Annotated in this window: 16 protein-coding genes; 11 read left to right on the plus strand and 5 right to left on the minus strand. The window is 72.2% G+C overall.

What is annotated here, in order from left to right; all coding sequences use genetic code 11:
• Positions 1-8: 8 nt before the first annotated feature.
• The gene (locus ABZ934_RS20435) at positions 9-311 is read right to left on the minus strand and encodes an urease subunit gamma (RefSeq protein WP_361315012.1); all 303 of its coding nucleotides are present in this window, start codon (positions 309-311) and stop codon (positions 9-11) included.
• A gap of 338 nt (positions 312-649) precedes the next feature.
• Positions 650-1,096, minus strand: a complete 447-nt coding sequence (locus tag ABZ934_RS20440) for an ATP-binding protein (protein WP_361315015.1) — start codon at positions 1,094-1,096, stop codon at positions 650-652.
• 196 nt (positions 1,097-1,292) lie between these two features.
• Here ABZ934_RS20440 and ABZ934_RS20445 point away from each other — a divergent pair, with 196 nt between their 5' ends.
• Positions 1,293-2,177, plus strand: coding sequence for a helix-turn-helix transcriptional regulator (locus tag ABZ934_RS20445; RefSeq protein WP_361315017.1), 885 nt, complete (start codon positions 1,293-1,295; stop codon positions 2,175-2,177).
• Positions 2,178-2,189: 12 nt separating this feature from the next.
• Positions 2,190-2,411, plus strand: a complete 222-nt coding sequence (locus ABZ934_RS20450) for a DUF397 domain-containing protein (protein ID WP_361315020.1) — start codon at positions 2,190-2,192, stop codon at positions 2,409-2,411.
• 3 nt (positions 2,412-2,414) lie between these two features.
• Here the strand turns inward: ABZ934_RS20450 and ABZ934_RS20455 are convergent, their stop codons facing one another.
• Positions 2,415-3,587 carry an 8-amino-7-oxononanoate synthase gene (locus tag ABZ934_RS20455; protein WP_361315022.1) on the minus strand — a complete coding sequence of 391 codons (1,173 nt, stop codon included), beginning with the start codon at positions 3,585-3,587 and terminating at the stop codon, positions 2,415-2,417.
• Positions 3,588-3,745: 158 nt separating this feature from the next.
• Here ABZ934_RS20455 and bioB point away from each other — a divergent pair, with 158 nt between their 5' ends.
• Genes bioB through bioD form a run of 3 tightly spaced genes read left to right on the plus strand, consistent with a single transcriptional unit; the run spans position 3,746 to position 7,023 of the window.
• A complete protein-coding gene (gene bioB / locus ABZ934_RS20460; RefSeq protein ID WP_361315025.1) occupies positions 3,746-4,999 on the plus strand; it encodes a biotin synthase BioB in 1,254 nt (417 codons plus the stop codon).
• A complete protein-coding gene (locus ABZ934_RS20465) occupies positions 4,992-6,302 on the plus strand; it encodes an adenosylmethionine--8-amino-7-oxononanoate transaminase (RefSeq protein WP_361315027.1) in 1,311 nt (436 codons plus the stop codon). Before bioB ends, ABZ934_RS20465 begins: the two co-directional genes overlap by 8 nt.
• 1 nt (position 6,303) lies before the next feature.
• Positions 6,304-7,023, plus strand: coding sequence for a dethiobiotin synthase (gene bioD, locus ABZ934_RS20470; protein WP_361315030.1), 720 nt, complete (start codon positions 6,304-6,306; stop codon positions 7,021-7,023).
• Between the two features lie 125 nt (positions 7,024-7,148).
• Here bioD and ABZ934_RS20475 read toward each other — a convergent pair whose 3' ends face one another.
• Positions 7,149-7,769: a hypothetical protein gene (locus ABZ934_RS20475; protein ID WP_361315032.1), complete on the minus strand. Its 621-nt coding sequence runs from the start codon at positions 7,767-7,769 to the stop codon at positions 7,149-7,151.
• A gap of 230 nt (positions 7,770-7,999) precedes the next feature.
• Here ABZ934_RS20475 and ABZ934_RS20480 point away from each other — a divergent pair, with 230 nt between their 5' ends.
• Positions 8,000-8,665, plus strand: coding sequence for a class I SAM-dependent methyltransferase (locus ABZ934_RS20480; protein WP_361315035.1), 666 nt, complete (start codon positions 8,000-8,002; stop codon positions 8,663-8,665).
• 116 nt (positions 8,666-8,781) lie between these two features.
• Here the strand turns inward: ABZ934_RS20480 and ABZ934_RS20485 are convergent, their stop codons facing one another.
• Entirely contained in the window at positions 8,782-9,207 is a 426-nt protein-coding gene (locus tag ABZ934_RS20485; RefSeq protein WP_361315037.1) for a GNAT family N-acetyltransferase, read from the minus strand.
• Positions 9,208-9,417: 210 nt separating this feature from the next.
• On the opposite strand from ABZ934_RS20485, the gene ABZ934_RS20490 reads away from it, so the two are divergent.
• The 5 genes from ABZ934_RS20490 (at position 9,418) to mug (ending at position 14,750) form a co-directional block, all read left to right on the plus strand.
• A complete protein-coding gene (locus ABZ934_RS20490; protein WP_361315039.1) occupies positions 9,418-10,755 on the plus strand; it encodes a hemolysin family protein in 1,338 nt (445 codons plus the stop codon).
• A complete protein-coding gene (locus ABZ934_RS20495; protein WP_361315041.1) occupies positions 10,752-11,777 on the plus strand; it encodes a hemolysin family protein in 1,026 nt (341 codons plus the stop codon). Before ABZ934_RS20490 ends, ABZ934_RS20495 begins: the two co-directional genes overlap by 4 nt.
• A 129-nt stretch (positions 11,778-11,906) precedes the next feature.
• Complete coding sequence (locus ABZ934_RS20500) at positions 11,907-12,734, plus strand: SGNH/GDSL hydrolase family protein (RefSeq protein WP_361315043.1); 828 nt, start codon at positions 11,907-11,909, stop codon at positions 12,732-12,734.
• A gap of 34 nt (positions 12,735-12,768) precedes the next feature.
• A complete protein-coding gene (gene purB, locus ABZ934_RS20505) occupies positions 12,769-14,202 on the plus strand; it encodes an adenylosuccinate lyase (RefSeq protein WP_361315045.1) in 1,434 nt (477 codons plus the stop codon).
• Positions 14,199-14,750, plus strand: coding sequence for a G/U mismatch-specific DNA glycosylase (mug, locus tag ABZ934_RS20510; protein ID WP_361315206.1), 552 nt, complete (start codon positions 14,199-14,201; stop codon positions 14,748-14,750). Before purB ends, mug begins: the two co-directional genes overlap by 4 nt.
• The last annotated feature ends 25 nt before the right edge of the window (positions 14,751-14,775 follow it).

Here is a 14,775-nt window from a genome sequence, read left to right on the forward strand (position 1 = left end):
GCTCCCGTTCAGACGATGGGGTCGTGGACTGTGACGAGCTTGGTGCCGTCCGGGAAGGTCGCCTCGACCTGGACGTCGTGCATCATCTCGGGAATCCCCTCCATGACCTCTTCGCGGCGCAGCACGGTGCGACCGGAGGCCATGAGCTGGGCCACCGTCCGCCCGTCGCGGGCGCCTTCGAGGATGTGCGAGGTGATCAGGGCCACCGCCTCCGGGTGGTTGAGGCGTACCCCCCGTGCCCTACGCTTCTCGGCCACGTCGGCCGCGACGTGGATGAGCAGTCTCTCCTGCTCGTGCGGTGTCAGTTGCACACGTATCACCAAGTTTCCGGGACAAGATCAACTTCGCGCCAAGAAGACCCTAATCGCCTTCAACACTTTGTTGACCTGCACATATCCGTGTCAAGCATGTCTTGCCCAACACGGGGACAGGCTTTTCCATCCCGATCACCAGTGCTTTACCAGCCCATGGGTGATCATTGGCGGAAGGGCGCGGGCGTCAGAGTAGTACCCGCACTTTTCCGCCGAGTTAACCCACGTTTCCGGGAGGCACCCGGTTCACCCCGGAAGCCGCCCTCCGCGGGCTTCCGCATGCCTTCCGCGGGCTTCCGTATACGCAGGCCGTCCACGGCCTCGGGTCCGCGGTGTCCTCAACAGCCGGTGGCGCTCCGCGCCGGGGCCGCCGCCCAAGGCAGCGCGATCCACACCGTCTTGCCGCCGTCCTCGGTCGGGGTGACCGAGAGCCGGCCGCCCGCCTCCGCGGCGAGCCAGCGGATGATGACCATCCCCCGACCGTTGTCCTGCTGGACAGCGGCCGGCAGCCGCCGGGGGCGGCGCGGGTGGCTGTCGGTCACCCCGACCCGCAGCCACTCGCCGCGCTCCAGCCGGACGTCGACGGTGAAGGTGGGCGACTGGCCGAAGGTGTGCTGTACCGCGTTGGTCGCCAGCTCCGAGACGATCAGCCGGACGGTGTCGGCGGTCTCGGAGTCCTCGGGCAGTCCCCATTCACCGAGCACCTCCGCGACGTACCGGCGGGCAGCGGCGACCGCGGCCGGGTCGCTCGGCAGAGTGACGGATGCTTCCTGGTGGTCTGCCATGGCGACGTCCCTTTCCCACCGGGGCGCAGCCGCCCCGGATCTACGCTGAGCGTCAGAGTGCACCCATCGTGCCGCCGTTTCCGTCGTTCCCCCAAGATATGCATATATCTGTCGCTCAATGCGGTGAACTCTGCTACGGAAGAGCGTATTTGGACGGCAGACTGGTGCGAGGTGTGCCGGTGGAAGGAGAGCGGGTATGCAGCACGGTCCCGCGGTACGCCGCCGCAAGCTGGGCGAGGAATTACGTGCGCTCCGTGACCGTACCGGCCTCACCAGTGGTGAGGCCGCCCGGTTGGTGGGATGGCACCAGTCGAAAATCAGCCGCATCGAAACGGGTCGAAGTGGCGTGAAAACGGAGGACATCCGGCTCCTGCTCGATGCCTACGGGGACGTGGTCAGCACCCAACAGCGGGCCCTGTTGGAGGCGTTGGGCGCCTCGGCGGCGGGCCCGGGCGCGGGGGGCGAGCGCGCGCCGGGCCGCCAGTGGTGGCACGACTACCGGGGCCTGCTGCCCCAGGAGTACCGGGACTTCATCAGCCTGGAGGCGGGGGCCCGTTCCGCACGGACCGTCGAACTCTCGGTGGTGCCGGGGCTGCTGCAGACTCCGGAGTACGCGCGCGCCGTGACCCGGGCCGCGCTGGGCGGGCTGCCGGAACCGAAGGTGGACGCGCTGGTCGACGTACGCCTGGCCCGCCAGTCGGTGCTGCGGGCCGACCCTCCGCTGGAGCTGAGCGCGGTCCTGGACGAGGCGGTCCTGCGCCGTCAGATCGGCGGTCCGGGGGTGATGCGGGAGCAGTTGCGGCACCTGGTGGAGGTGGCACGACTGCCGCAAGTGCGGCTCCAGGTACTGCCGTTCAGCGTGGGGGGTCATCTCGGCCTGACCGGACCGTTCGTAATTTTCTCATTTCCGAACATCGCCGATCTGGATGTGGTGGTCCTCGACCATTTGACGAGTAGCCTCTACCTGGAGCGGAAGGAAGACCTTGAGGCGTACAGCGCCGCGTTCCGCACCATCCAGGCGCACGCCCTCCCGCCCCAGGACTCGTCGGACCTGATCAGCTCTATCGCTGACGACGCGTAAGGAGGCACCCCCGTGTCCGCAACCCCCTTATCCGCCCGCGGACTTCTGATCAGCGCGCGGTGGCGGCGGAGCAGCCGCAGCACCGGAATGAACAACTGCGTGGAAGCGGCCGTCCTCAGTGGCGGTCTCCTGGCCGTTCGCGACTCCAAGCGGACGGAGGGCCCGGCCGTACTCTTCACCGGACCCGCCTGGGACGGCTTCCTCGCCTCGGTCAGGGCGGACGCCCCGGCGTGACGTTCAGCCGGCCGTGGCCCCGGCGGGAGCGGTACGCAGGATCACCGCGACGGCCCGACTGATCTCTTCCCCCGTGAGGTCGGCCCGGGCGGTCAGCCGCAATCGGGAGATGCCGTCCGGAACCGACGGCGGCCGGAAACACCCCACGGACAGACCTGCCTCGCGGCAGTCGGCGGCCCAGCGCAGTGCCGCCGAAGCCGACGGGGCCCGTACCGACACCACGGCCGCGTCCGGCCGGGCCGAGGTCAGGCCGGACGCGGTGAGCCGCCCGTACAGTTCGGCGGCCACCTCACGCGCCCGCGCGGCGCGTTCCGGTTCCCGTCCGAGCAGGCGCAGCGCGGCCAGCGCCGCTCCCGTGGCGGCCGGGGCCAGCCCCGTGTCGAAGATGAAGGTCCGGGCCGTGTTGACGAGGTGCCGTATCACCTTGGCCGGTCCGAGCACGGCGCCGCCCTGGCTGCCCAGGGACTTGGAGAGGGTCATCGTCGCCACCACTCCCGGCGCCCCCGCGAGTCCGGCCGCGTGCAGGGCGCCCCGGCCGCCCTCACCCAGGACGCCGAGCCCGTGCGCGTCGTCCACGACCAGGGCGGCCCCCTCCTCCCGACAGGCGGCGGCGTACGCGGCGAGCGGGGCGGCGTCCCCGTCGACGGAGAACACCGAATCGCTGACCAACAGGGAACGACCTTCGTGCCCGGCGAGCGTCTTGCGTGCGGCGTCCGCGTCAGCGTGCGGGACGACGGCGACGTCGGCGCGCGCGAGTCGACAGCCGTCGACGATCGAGGCGTGGTTGCCCGCGTCCGAGACGACGAGCGTTCCCCGGTCGCTCAGCGCGGTGACGGCGGCGAGGTTGGCCGCATACCCGGATGAAAGCACCAAAGCGGCCTCGAAGCCGCAGAACGCGGCGAGTTCGCGCTCCAGCGTGGCGTGCAGTTCGGTGGTGCCGGTGACCAGGCGGGAGCCGGTGGCCCCACCGCCCCAGCGCTCGGCCGCCCCTTGCGCGCCGGCGATGATCTCGGGGTGCCGGGACAGCCCGAGGTAGTCGTTGCTCGCGAGGTCCAGCAGCGGCGAGGAGGCCGGGCGCGGACGCAGCGTCCGGACGAGCCCCGCCCGTTCGCGCGCACGTTCCGCGTCGTCGATCCAGGCGAAGACGTCCGGGGGCTCGGGGGTGTGCTGGAGCATCGGCGGGGTCCTCGCGTTTTGTCGGTTGTCCACAGGCCAGCTAGACCTTAGCCCGCCGGGGCGCGAGCGCCGGGTGTGGCGAGACACACACTGTCTTCGGGCGATGTTGTGCGATCTCTCCTTGGCCGTGAGCGGTCGCGTGGTCCAGGATCGGCGTCATGGACCTGCTGAACACCCTGGTGGAAAAGGGGCTGCGGCGCGAGCTGCCGACCCGCGAAGAGGCACTCGCCGTACTGGCGACTTCCGACGACGAACTGCTCGACGTGGTGGCCGCGGCCGGCAAGGTACGCCGCCAGTGGTTCGGACGGCGGGTGAAGCTGAACTACCTGGTCAACCTGAAGTCGGGCCTGTGCCCGGAGGACTGTTCGTACTGCTCCCAGCGCCTGGGATCGAAGGCGGAGATCCTCAAGTACACCTGGTTGAAGCCCGAGGAGGCGTCCCAGGCCGCCGCCGCCGGTGTCGCCGGCGGCGCGAAGCGCGTCTGCCTCGTGGCGAGCGGACGCGGTCCGACGGACCGTGACGTGGAGCGGGTCGGCAAGACGATCGAGGCGATCAAGGAGCAGAACGAGGGCGTCGAGGTCTGCGCCTGCCTGGGCCTGCTCTCCGACGGCCAGGCGGAACGCCTCAAGGACGCGGGCGCCGACGCCTACAACCACAACCTCAACACGTCCGAGGCGACGTACGGTCAGATCACCAAGACGCACACCTATGCGGACCGGGTCGACACCGTACAAAAGGCGCACGCCGCGGGACTGTCCGCCTGCTCCGGCCTGATCGCGGGCATGGGCGAGAGCGACGAGGACCTCGTCGACGTCGTCTACTCGCTGCGCGAACTGGACCCGGACTCGGTGCCCGTCAACTTCCTCATCCCCTTCGAGGGCACCCCGCTGGCCAAGGAGTGGAACCTCACCCCCCAGCGCTGCCTGCGCATCCTCGCGATGGTGCGCTTCGTCTGCCCCGACGTCGAGGTCCGCCTCGCGGGCGGCCGTGAGGTGCATCTGCGGAGCATGCAGCCGCTCGCCCTCCACCTGGTGAACTCCATCTTCCTGGGCGACTACCTGACGAGTGAGGGCCAGGCCGGTCAGGCCGACCTGGACATGATCGCCGACGCCGGTTTCGAGGTGGAGGGAGCCGGTTCGACGACCCTTCCGGCCCACCGCTCGGAGCGGACCGCGGGCGGGGGCTGCGGCTCGCACGGCGCGGGCGGTTCGGTCTGCGGCTCGGCGGCCCCCGGCGACGCCGCCGAGACCGCGGGCTGTGGGTCCGCGTGCGGCGGCTGCTCGGGACACTCCGCGCCCGCGGCGTCGGAGGAGGCTCCCGCCCCCGTACAGGCGGAGGCCGGCGAAGTCCGCTCGGACCTGGTGGCGGTCCGACGCCGCGGCGCGGGGACGGATCTCGCCCCCAATGCCTGATCAGCGCCCCCTGTCGGCCGCCGGTCTGCTAGCACTGGACCGGCAGCACGTCTGGCATCCGTACGGCCCCATGCCCGGGCGCCGGGATCCGCTCGTCGTCTCCTCCGCCGCGGGGGTCCGGCTGCGGCTCGGCGCCCCGGCGCACGGGCAGGAGGAGCTGGTCGACGGCATGTCCTCCTGGTGGTCGGCCATCCACGGCTACAACCACCCCGTGCTGAACGAGGCCGTCACCGCCCAACTGGGCCGGATGTCGCACGTGATGTTCGGCGGGCTCACCCACGAGCCCGCCGTCCGGCTGGCCGCGAAGCTGGTCGAGATCACCCCGGCCGGTCTGGAGCACGTCTTCCTCGCCGACTCGGGCTCCGTCTCGGTCGAGGTCGCCGTGAAGATGTGCCTCCAGTACTGGCGCTCCCTGGGACGGCCCGCCAAGACCCGGCTGCTGACCTGGCGCGGCGGCTACCACGGGGACACCTGGCAGCCGATGGCGGTCTGCGACCCCGAGGGCGGGATGCACGAGCTGTGGTCGGGGCAACTGCCCCGGCAGGTGTTCGCCGACGTGCCGCCCGGCGGGTTCGACACCCCGGTGGACCCGGCGTACACCGCGCACCTGCGGTCCCTGATCGCCGCTCACGCGCACGAGCTGGCCGCCGTGATCGTGGAGCCGGTGGTACAGGGCGCGGGCGGCATGCGCTTCCACAATCCCGGCTACCTGCGCGTGCTGCGGGAGCTCTGCGACGAGTACGACGTGCTCCTGGTCCTGGACGAGATCGCGACGGGCTTCGGCCGCACCGGCGCCCTGTTCGCCGCCGACCACGCCGGGATCACCCCGGACGTGATGTGCCTGGGCAAGGCGCTGACCGGTGGCTACCTCACCCTGTCGGCGACGCTGTGCACGGCCCGGGTGGCCGACGGGATCTCGCGCGGCGAGGTGCCGGTCCTGGCCCACGGGCCGACCTTCATGGGCAATCCGCTCGCCACGGCGGTCGCGCTGGCCTCCGTCGAGTTGCTGCTGAGCCAGGACTGGGCGGTGGAGGTCAAGCGGATCGAGGCGGCCCTCTCGGAGGGGCTGTCCCCGGTCGCGGCCCTGCCCGGCGTCAAGGACGTACGGGTGCTGGGTGCGATCGGCGTGGTCCAGCTCGACCACGAGGTCGACATGGCCGCCGCCACCCGGGCGACGGTCCGCGAGGGCGTGTGGCTGCGCCCGTTCCGCGACCTGATCTACACGATGCCGCCGTTCGTGACGGGCGACGAGGACGTGGCGCGCATCTGCCGCGCCGTCCGCGCGGCCGCGGAGGAGGGCTGACATGACGATCCTCTTCGTATCCGGCACGGGCACGGAGATCGGCAAGACGGTGGTGACCTCGGCGGTCGCCTCGGCGGCGGTGGCCGCCGGCCGGTCGGTGGCGGTGCTCAAGCCCGCGCAGACGGGCGTGGGCCCGGACGAGCCGGGTGACGCGGCGGAGGTCGTCCGGCTCGCGGGCCCCTCCGTCACGGCGGCGGAACTGGCCCGCTACCCGGAGCCGTTGGCCCCCGACACCGCGGCCCGCCGCTCCGGCCTGCCGACCCTTTCCCCCGCCGCCGTCGCGGAGGCGGCGCGGAAGCTGGCGGCCTCCCACGACCTGGTGCTCGTGGAGGGCGCGGGCGGTCTGCTCGTCCGCTTCGACGAGGAAGGGCACACGCTGGCCGACGCGGCGCGGTTGCTCGACGCGCCGGTGCTGATCGTGGCCCCTGCGGCCCTCGGCACCCTCAACTCCGTGACGCTGACGGCGGAGGCGCTGGCGGCGCGGGAGCTCACCTCGCCGGGCGTGGTGATCGGCGGTTGGCCGGTCTCGCCCGACCTGGCCTCGCGGTGCAATCTCGCGGACCTGCCGAAGGTGTCGGGACTCCCGCTGCTCGGCGCGGTGCCGCAGGGCTCCGGCGCGCTGGCGCCCGTCGAGTTCCGGGCCGCGGCCCCGAGGTGGCTCGCCCCCGCTCTGCACGGTGAGTGGTCGGCGCGGTCCTTCCAGGCCGCCTGGCCGGCCTGACGGCGCTCCCGGGCCGGCATCCGCCCGGCCCCGGTCGCGCCCCGGTCGCGCCCCGGTCGCGCCCCGGTCGCGCCGCCGATCGAGGCGCGGGACCGGGGCCGGGCGGCGGCGCGCGGCCTCCCGGCTCAGTGACCGCCGCGCGGCTCGTGACAGCCGCCCTCCATGTACACCCCATGGGCCTCGATCTTCACCGGGGCCCCCAGGTAGCCGGTGACGCACGGTCCGCTCTCCGGGATCGACAGGACGAACGTCAGGTACTGGGGCTGCGACCCGAACACGTCACCACTCTCGACGAGGTAGCCCAGCCCCGTCAGCAGCGCGCGGAGCTCCTCCGTGGTGCGCGGCATGCCCTTGCCGTCGGTACCGTCCAGCGCCGCCTTGATGCGCGCGGCGTGTGCGTCGCCCCGGCACTGGGCCGCCGGGGTGAGTCGGGCCTGGGTCTTGTAGCCGTGGTTCTCGGCGTACTTGCGCGCCGCTTGGTCCGTGGGCAGCTCCGCCGGGGTGCTCGCCCCGGTCGGGAGCGTCTCGGCCTTGCCCGCGCACCGCGCGGCCACTTCGGGGAACAGCCTGTCGTGGCGCTCGACGGCGGCGGCCCGCGCCGCGCCGTCGGTGCCCGGCGTCGCGGAAGGGGTGGCGGATACGGCCGCCGGCCCGGCGCCCGGGGCTACTGTGGTTCCACAGGCGGTCAACGCGAGCAGTCCCGCCGTGAGCAGCACGGTGCGGGCCGGGTCGGTGCGGAACTTCACGGCGTCTCCACGTCTTGGGCAGCCCTACGACAGGGGCCAGATCATCCGATTATCCGCACGCCCCGGCCGGGGCTCCTGAGTACGCGTACTCACCCCACGCGGCCTCAACTCCCCCGTCGTGACGGCCGGTAGCACGCGCCACCGGTCGTGCCACCGGTTTCGCCGGCCGCCCGGACGGGGAACAGCCCGGCAGGGCAACCGCACCCGTCGCACCCGCCCGGAGGCCCGTCATGCCCGCTTCACCCCTCAGTTCGGATTCCGTCCACCACCCCCTCTTCGCCCGGTTCTACGCCCGCGTCAGCCCCACCGCCGACACGCGGGGCGGTATCGCCGCGGTCCGGCACGAGCTGCTGCACGGGGTGTCCGGTCGCGTCATCGAGATCGGCGCGGGCAACGGGCTGAACTTCGCCCACTACCCCCGCGCCGTCTCCGAGGTCGTCGCCGTCGAACCGGAGCGCCTGCTGCGCCGGCGCGCCGCCGCGGCCGCGCTGCGCGCCGAGGTGCCGGTGGATCTGGTCCCCGGTGTTGCCGAGGCCCTCCCGGTCAAGAGCGAGGCGTTCGACGCCGCCGTCGCCTCGCTCGTGCTGTGCACCGTACGGAGCCTGCCCCGGGCGCTCGCCGAGCTGTACCGCGTCCTGCGCCCCGACGGCGAGCTGCGCTTCTTCGAGCACGGTCTGGCGCCGGGGCCGGGGATGGCCGGTGTCCAGCGCGCGCTGGACCGGACCGTCTGGCCGCGCCTGTTCGGCAACTGCCACACCGCGCGCGACCCGCTCGCCTCGATCGAGGCCGCCGGTTTCCGGATCGTCTCGCAGCGGACGTTCCGCCTGCCCGAACGGGGGCCGGCGCTGCCGACGTCGTACTGCGTCCTGGGCACGGCCCGCCGGGGCGTCGACTGAGCGGGGCCCGGCCGAGCGGACCCCGTGCGCAAGCCTGGATCGGGCGGCCCTCGACCGGGCCGGCCTCGGCTGAGCCGGTCCGGACCGGGCGGGGCCCGGCGGCCGGGCCGTGGGCGTCAGCCGTTCAGCGGCTTGACCCAGCGCGTCCAGTGGTCCTCGGGGTGGTAGCCGCCCGCCTGCCACGCCCCGTGCGCCGGCGTGTTCCCGTCGAGCACCATCGCGTCGGCGCGTCGGCCGCCGAGCGCGGAGAAACGCTCCTCCGCAGCGGACAGCAGGGCCGCGCCGATGCCCTGCCTGCGGTGCTCCGGGTGCACCGCGAGCCGGTAGAGGTGGCAGCGCCAGCCGTCGAACCCTGCGATCACGGTGCCCACGAGTTCCCCGTCCCGGCGGGCGAGGAGCAGCGCGTCCGGGTCCCGGACGTGCAGACGCTCGACGCCAGGGAGGTCGTCGCTGATGCTCGCGCCCTCGGCGGCGACCTTCCAGAAGTCGAGCACGGTGGGGAGGTCGGCAACCGACGCGGCGTCGATACGAAGATCACTCACACGCTGATCCCATCATCCGGTGGACCCGGCCCGAAAGCGCGAACACTTCCCTTTGCCCGTCCTTTACCATGTCAGGAACGTCCTCCCGACCGAAAGGTGTGAGCGTCCGCCCATGGGCGAGCCTCCCCGTACCCACAGCCGATTTCCGCCGGCGCGACGTCGCGCGATACCCCTCCTCCTGACCGATCATGGGACGGAGGTGACCGACCGATGACCGAAGTGCTCCTGCTCGTCCTGGCACTGTTGCTCTGCCTCGCCTGCGGGGTCTTCGTCGCGGCCGAGTTCTCCCTGACGACCATCGAGCGCGGCGAGCTCGAAGGGGCCGTCGAGCGCGGCGAGCGGGGGGCCGAGAGCACTCTGGCCGCCGTCCGCAGCCTGACGTTCCAACTGTCCGGCGCACAGCTCGGCATCACCGTGACGGGCCTGGTCATCGGCATGATCTCCAAGCCCTCGATCGCGGCCCTGCTCAAGGGGCCGTTCCAGGCCATGGGCCTGTCGGTCGGCGCCGCCTCCTCCACCGCCCTGGTGGTCGCCACCGTGTTGTCCACGGTGGTGCTGATGGTGGTCGGCGAGCTGGTTCCCAAGAACTGGGCGATCTCCTCCCCGCTCGCCGTCGCCAAGCGCGTGGCCACCCCGCAGCGGGTGTTCAGCCGGGCGTTCAGGCCCTTGATCAGCCAGCTCAACCGGACGGCGAACCACATGGTCCGCCGGTTCGGCATGGAGCCCGCGGAGGAACTCGCCTCGGCGCGCAGCCCTCAGGAGCTCGTCGCCCTCGCCCGACACTCCGCGAAGGCGGGAGCCCTGGAGAAGGACACCGCCGAGCTGTTCGTGCGGACTCTGAACCTGGCCGATCTGACCGCCGAGAACGTCATGACGCCCCGGGTCCAGGTCACCGCACTCGACGTGCAGACCACCGCGGAGGACGTGGCGAACGCGACGCTGGCGACGGGCCTGTCCCGTTTCCCCGTGTACCGGGGCAGCCTCGACAGCGTCGTGGGCACGGTGCACATCAAGGACGTCCTGGCACTGCCCGCCGAGGAGCGGCACGGCTATCCGGTGTCGCAGTTGCTGCGCGCGCCCCTGCTGGTGCCCGAGTCGCTCACGGTGGACCGACTGCTGGACCGGCTCTCCGGCAAACAGACGATGGCCGTCGTGATCGACGAGTACGGCGGCACGGCCGGTGTGGCCACGCTGGAGGACATCGTCGAGGAGGTCGTCGGCGAGGTCCGCGACGAGCACGACCCGCACGAGACGCCTGACCTGGCCCCGGCCGGCTCGGACGACAGCGGTCGCGCCCTCTACTCGGCGGACGGCGCCGCGCGCACCGATCAGCTGCGAAGGATCGGCCTGCGGGTGCCGGACGGCCCGTACGAGACGCTGGCGGGGCTGATGGCGACCGAGCTGGGCCGGATCCCGGACGTCGGGGACAGCCTGGAGCTGGACGGGTGGCGGCTGGATGTGGTGGACGCGAGTGGACGCAGGGCGGCCCGCGTGCTGCTGCGCCGGCCCACTGTCGCCGACGACGAGGGTGCGGGGGACGCGCGATGACCGTGATCCAGTTGCTGATCGGTCTGGCGACCCTGGTCGTCAACGCCTTCTTCGTCGGCGCGGAGTTCGCGTTGATCTCCGTCCGGCGCAGCCAGATCGAGCCGTACGCCGAGCAGGGCGACCGGCGGGGCCGCGCGGTGCTGTGGGGCCTGGAGCACGTGTCGGCGCTGATGGCGGCCGCGCAGTTGGGCATCACCCTGTGCACCCTGGTGCTGGGCGTGGTCGCCGAGCCGGCCATCGCCCACCTGCTGGCCCCGGTGTTCGACTTCTTCGGGGTGCCGGACGGGCTGACGCACGCCATCTCGTTCATGATCGCCCTGGCCCTGGCCACGTACCTGCACATGCTCTTCGGTGAGATGCTGCCGAAGAACGTGGCGCTGTCCGAACCGGTCCGCACGGCGCTGCTGTTGGGGCCGCCGCTGGTGACCCTGACCCGAGCGCTGAAGCCGGCGATCTTCGCGATCAACGCGTTCGCGAGCTTTCTGCTGCGTCTGCTGCGGGTGGACGCCAAGGGCGAGGTCGCCGCGACGTTCTCGGACGACGAGCTGGCCCGGATGGTCAAGGACTCCAGCGCCGCCGGGCTCATCGACAACCGGGCGAGCGCGCGGCTGCACGACGCTCTGGAACTCGGCCGACGGCCGGTCACGGATGTGGTGCTGCCGGCGGACCGGGTGGTCCCGGCGCGCGAGGACATCACCCCGGAGGGGCTGGAGCGACTCGCCGCCACGTCGGGGTACTCACGTTTCCCGGTCATCGACGCGCAGCACAAGATCCGCGGCTATCTCCACGTCAAGGACGCGCTCGACGCGGACGTGACGCAGCGGGACCGGCCGTTCCCGGCCTCCGCGCTGCGCCCGATCGCTCAGGTGCGTGCGGAGACCCCGCTGGACGACGTACTGACCGCCATGCGGCGCAGCCGTACCCACCTGGCCGCGGTTCAGGGAGAGGACGGTGCGATGACGGGGCTGGTGACCATGGAGGACGTCCTGCGCGAACTCTTCGGCAGGCCGGCCGCCGCATAGGCCGTACCGTTCGGTACGCCGCCCCGGGCGCGGGCATACGACAATGTGCCCGGCCGGTGCACGGGCCGGGCACGGGGCCGGGCACGGGCCGTGCGCGAGTGTCCTACCGCGCGGTAGCATCGCTGCGCCATGGAGATGAATGCGTCCTACACCAGTCTTGTCGCGATCGGCGACTCCTTCACCGAGGGCATGTCCGATCTGCTCCCGGACGGGTCCTACCGGGGCTGGGCGGATGTCCTCGCCGCACGTCTCGCCGCGCGGGAGCCGGGCTTCCGTTACGCGAACCTCGCGGTCCGCGGGAAGCTGATCGGGCAGATCGCGCGGGACCAGGCTCCCGTGGCCGCGGCGATGGGCGCCGACGTGGTGACCCTGGTGGGCGGGCTGAACGACGCGCTGCGGCCGAAGGTCGACATGGGCCGGGTGCGCGGACACCTGGAGGAGGCCGTGAGCCTGCTCGCCCCCACCTGCGGGACACTGGTCCTGATGCGTTCCCCGGGCCGTAACGGGCCGGTGATGGAACGTTTCCGCCCGCGCATGGAGGAACTCTTCGCCCTCCTGGAGGAGCTGGCCGCCCGCCACGGTGCGTTGCTCGTGGACCTGTACGGGGCCCCGGTGCTCGGGGACCCCCGTCTGTGGGACGTGGACCGGCTGCACCTGACGGCCGAAGGCCACCGGCGCGTGGCGGAGGCGGTCTGGCAAACGCTGGGCCTGCCCCCGGAGGAGGACTGGCGGGCACCGCTGCCGCCCGCCGCGGCCCCGGGCTGGTCCGTCCGCCGGACCGCGGACCTCCGCTTCGCCCGGCAGCATCTGTTGCCCTGGATCGGGCGCCGGATCACGGGGCGTTCGTCCGGCGACGGCCGCGCGGCGAAGCGCTCGGAGCTGCTGCCCTACGGGCCTGGGAGCCCGACCGACTCTCGTAGCAAGGCACAATCCGGGGCGGGCCCCGCACCTGCGTAAACGCACAGCGGCGGCCCAAGTAGAATCCCTATACGTGACAGCCAAGCCCCGCATCCCCAATGTCCTGGCCGGCCGCTACGCCTCCGCGGAGCTCGCCGTCCTGTGGTCCCCCGAGTACAAGGTGACGCTGGAGCGGCGGCTGTGGCTCGCCGTGCTGCGCGCCCAGAAGGACCTCGGCATCGAGGTCCCGGACGCCGCCCTCGCCGACTACGAGCGCGTCCTGGAGACCGTCGACCTCGCCTCCATCGCCGAGCGCGAGAAGGTCACCCGGCACGACGTGAAGGCCCGCATCGAGGAGTTCAACGCCCTCGCAGGCCACGAGCACGTCCACAAGGGCATGACCTCGCGCGACCTCACCGAGAACGTCGAGCAGCTCCAGATCCGGCTCTCCCTGGAACTGGCCCGCGACCGCACGGTCGCCGTCCTCGCGCGCCTCGGCAAGCTGGCCGGCGAGCACGCCGAGCTGGTCATGGCCGGTCGCTCCCACAACGTCGCCGCCCAGGCGACCACCCTCGGCAAGCGTTTCGCCACCGCGGCCGACGAACTGCTCGTGGCCTACGACCGCCTGGAGAACCTGCTGGCCCGCTACCCGCTGCGCGGGATCAAGGGCCCGGTCGGCACCGCCCAGGACATGCTCGACCTGCTGGGCGGCGACGCCGCGAAGCTCGCCGACCTGGAACGGCGGATCGCGGCCCACCTCGGCTTCGCCCAGGCGTTCACCTCGGTCGGCCAGGTCTACCCCCGCTCGCTCGACTACGACGTGGTCACCGCGCTGGTTCAGCTGGCCGCCGCCCCGTCCTCGATCGCCAAGACGATCCGCCTGATGGCCGGCCACGAGCTGGTCACCGAGGGCTTCAAGCCCGGCCAGGTCGGCTCGTCCGCGATGCCGCACAAGATGAACACCCGCTCCTGCGAGCGTGTGAACGGCCTCATGGTCATCCTGCGGGGCTACGCCTCGATGACCGGCGAGCTGGCGGGCGACCAGTGGAACGAGGGCGACGTCTCCTGCTCCGTGGTCCGCCGCGTGGCCCTGCCCGACGCGTTCTTCGCCTTCGACGGCCTGCTGGAGACCTTCCTGACCGTCCTCGACGAGTTCGGCGCCTTCCCGGCGGTCGTGGCCCGCGAGCTGGACCGCTACCTGCCCTTCCTCGCCACCACCAAGGTGCTGATGGGCGCCGTACGGGCGGGGGTCGGCCGGGAGGCCGCACACGAGGTCATCAAGGAGCACGCGGTGGCCTCCGCACTCGCCATGCGCGAGCAGGGTGCCGAGCGCAACGAGCTCCTCGACAAGCTGGCCGCCGACGAGCGGATGCCGCTGGACCGGGCCCAGCTCGACGCCCTGATGGCCGACAAGCTGTCCTTCACGGGCGCCGCCGGTGACCAGGTCGCGACGGTGATCTCCCGCATCGAGGACATCGCCAAGCAGCACCCGGAGGCCGCCGGGTACACGCCGGGGTCGATCCTCTGACTCCCGAGGAGCTGAATGCCGCCCGCGACCGCGTCGTCCCCGACGTGGTCGCGGGCGGCCTGCGTGTGCTCTTCTGCGGAATCAATCCGGGCCTCCTCTCGGCCGCGACGGGCCACCACTTCGCCCGCCCCGGCAACCGCTTCTGGCCGGTTCTGCACCTGTCGGGCTTCACTCCGCGCCGGCTGGCCCCCGCCGAGCAGGAGGAGCTGCTGTCCTACCGCCTCGGGATCACCAACGTCGTGGCCCGCGCAACGGCGCGCGCCGACGAGTTGAGCACCGAGGAGTACCGGGAGGGCGGCCGGCTCCTGACCGCCAAGGTGGAACTCCTGCGCCCCCGCTGGCTGGCCGTGGTCGGCATCACCGCGTACCGCATCGCCTTCGAGGAGCCCAAGGCCAAGATCGGCCCGCAAGACCGCACCATCGGCGCCACCCGCCTCTGGGTCCTCCCCAACCCCAGCGGCCTCAACGCACACTGGACGGCGGCGTCCATGGCCGAGGAATACGCCCTCCTCCGCCTCGCGGCCGAGGAGGTCGATCAGACCCCGTAGGCGCCCACGACGCGGCCCCGGGCCC

It is taken from the genome of Streptomyces sp. NPDC046557 (genome assembly GCF_040645975.1).
Lineage (GTDB): Bacteria > Actinomycetota > Actinomycetes > Streptomycetales > Streptomycetaceae > Streptomyces.

Excerpts from the sequence above, each read along its gene's own strand:
- ABZ934_RS20440 (WP_361315015.1), bottom strand. The coding sequence starts at position 1,096 with ATGGCAGACCACCAGGAAGCATCCGTCACTCTGCCGAGCGACCCGGCC.
- ABZ934_RS20445 (WP_361315017.1), top strand. The coding sequence starts at position 1,293 with ATGCAGCACGGTCCCGCGGTACGCCGCCGCAAGCTGGGCGAGGAATTA.
- ABZ934_RS20455 (WP_361315022.1), bottom strand. The coding sequence starts at position 3,587 with ATGCTCCAGCACACCCCCGAGCCCCCGGACGTCTTCGCCTGGATCGAC.
- bioB (WP_361315025.1), top strand. The coding sequence starts at position 3,746 with ATGGACCTGCTGAACACCCTGGTGGAAAAGGGGCTGCGGCGCGAGCTG.
- ABZ934_RS20465 (WP_361315027.1), top strand. The coding sequence starts at position 4,992 with ATGCCTGATCAGCGCCCCCTGTCGGCCGCCGGTCTGCTAGCACTGGAC.
- bioD (WP_361315030.1), top strand. The coding sequence starts at position 6,304 with ATGACGATCCTCTTCGTATCCGGCACGGGCACGGAGATCGGCAAGACG.
- ABZ934_RS20480 (WP_361315035.1), top strand. The coding sequence starts at position 8,000 with ATGCCCGCTTCACCCCTCAGTTCGGATTCCGTCCACCACCCCCTCTTC.
- ABZ934_RS20490 (WP_361315039.1), top strand. The coding sequence starts at position 9,418 with ATGACCGAAGTGCTCCTGCTCGTCCTGGCACTGTTGCTCTGCCTCGCC.
- ABZ934_RS20495 (WP_361315041.1), top strand. The coding sequence starts at position 10,752 with ATGACCGTGATCCAGTTGCTGATCGGTCTGGCGACCCTGGTCGTCAAC.
- ABZ934_RS20500 (WP_361315043.1), top strand. The coding sequence starts at position 11,907 with ATGGAGATGAATGCGTCCTACACCAGTCTTGTCGCGATCGGCGACTCC.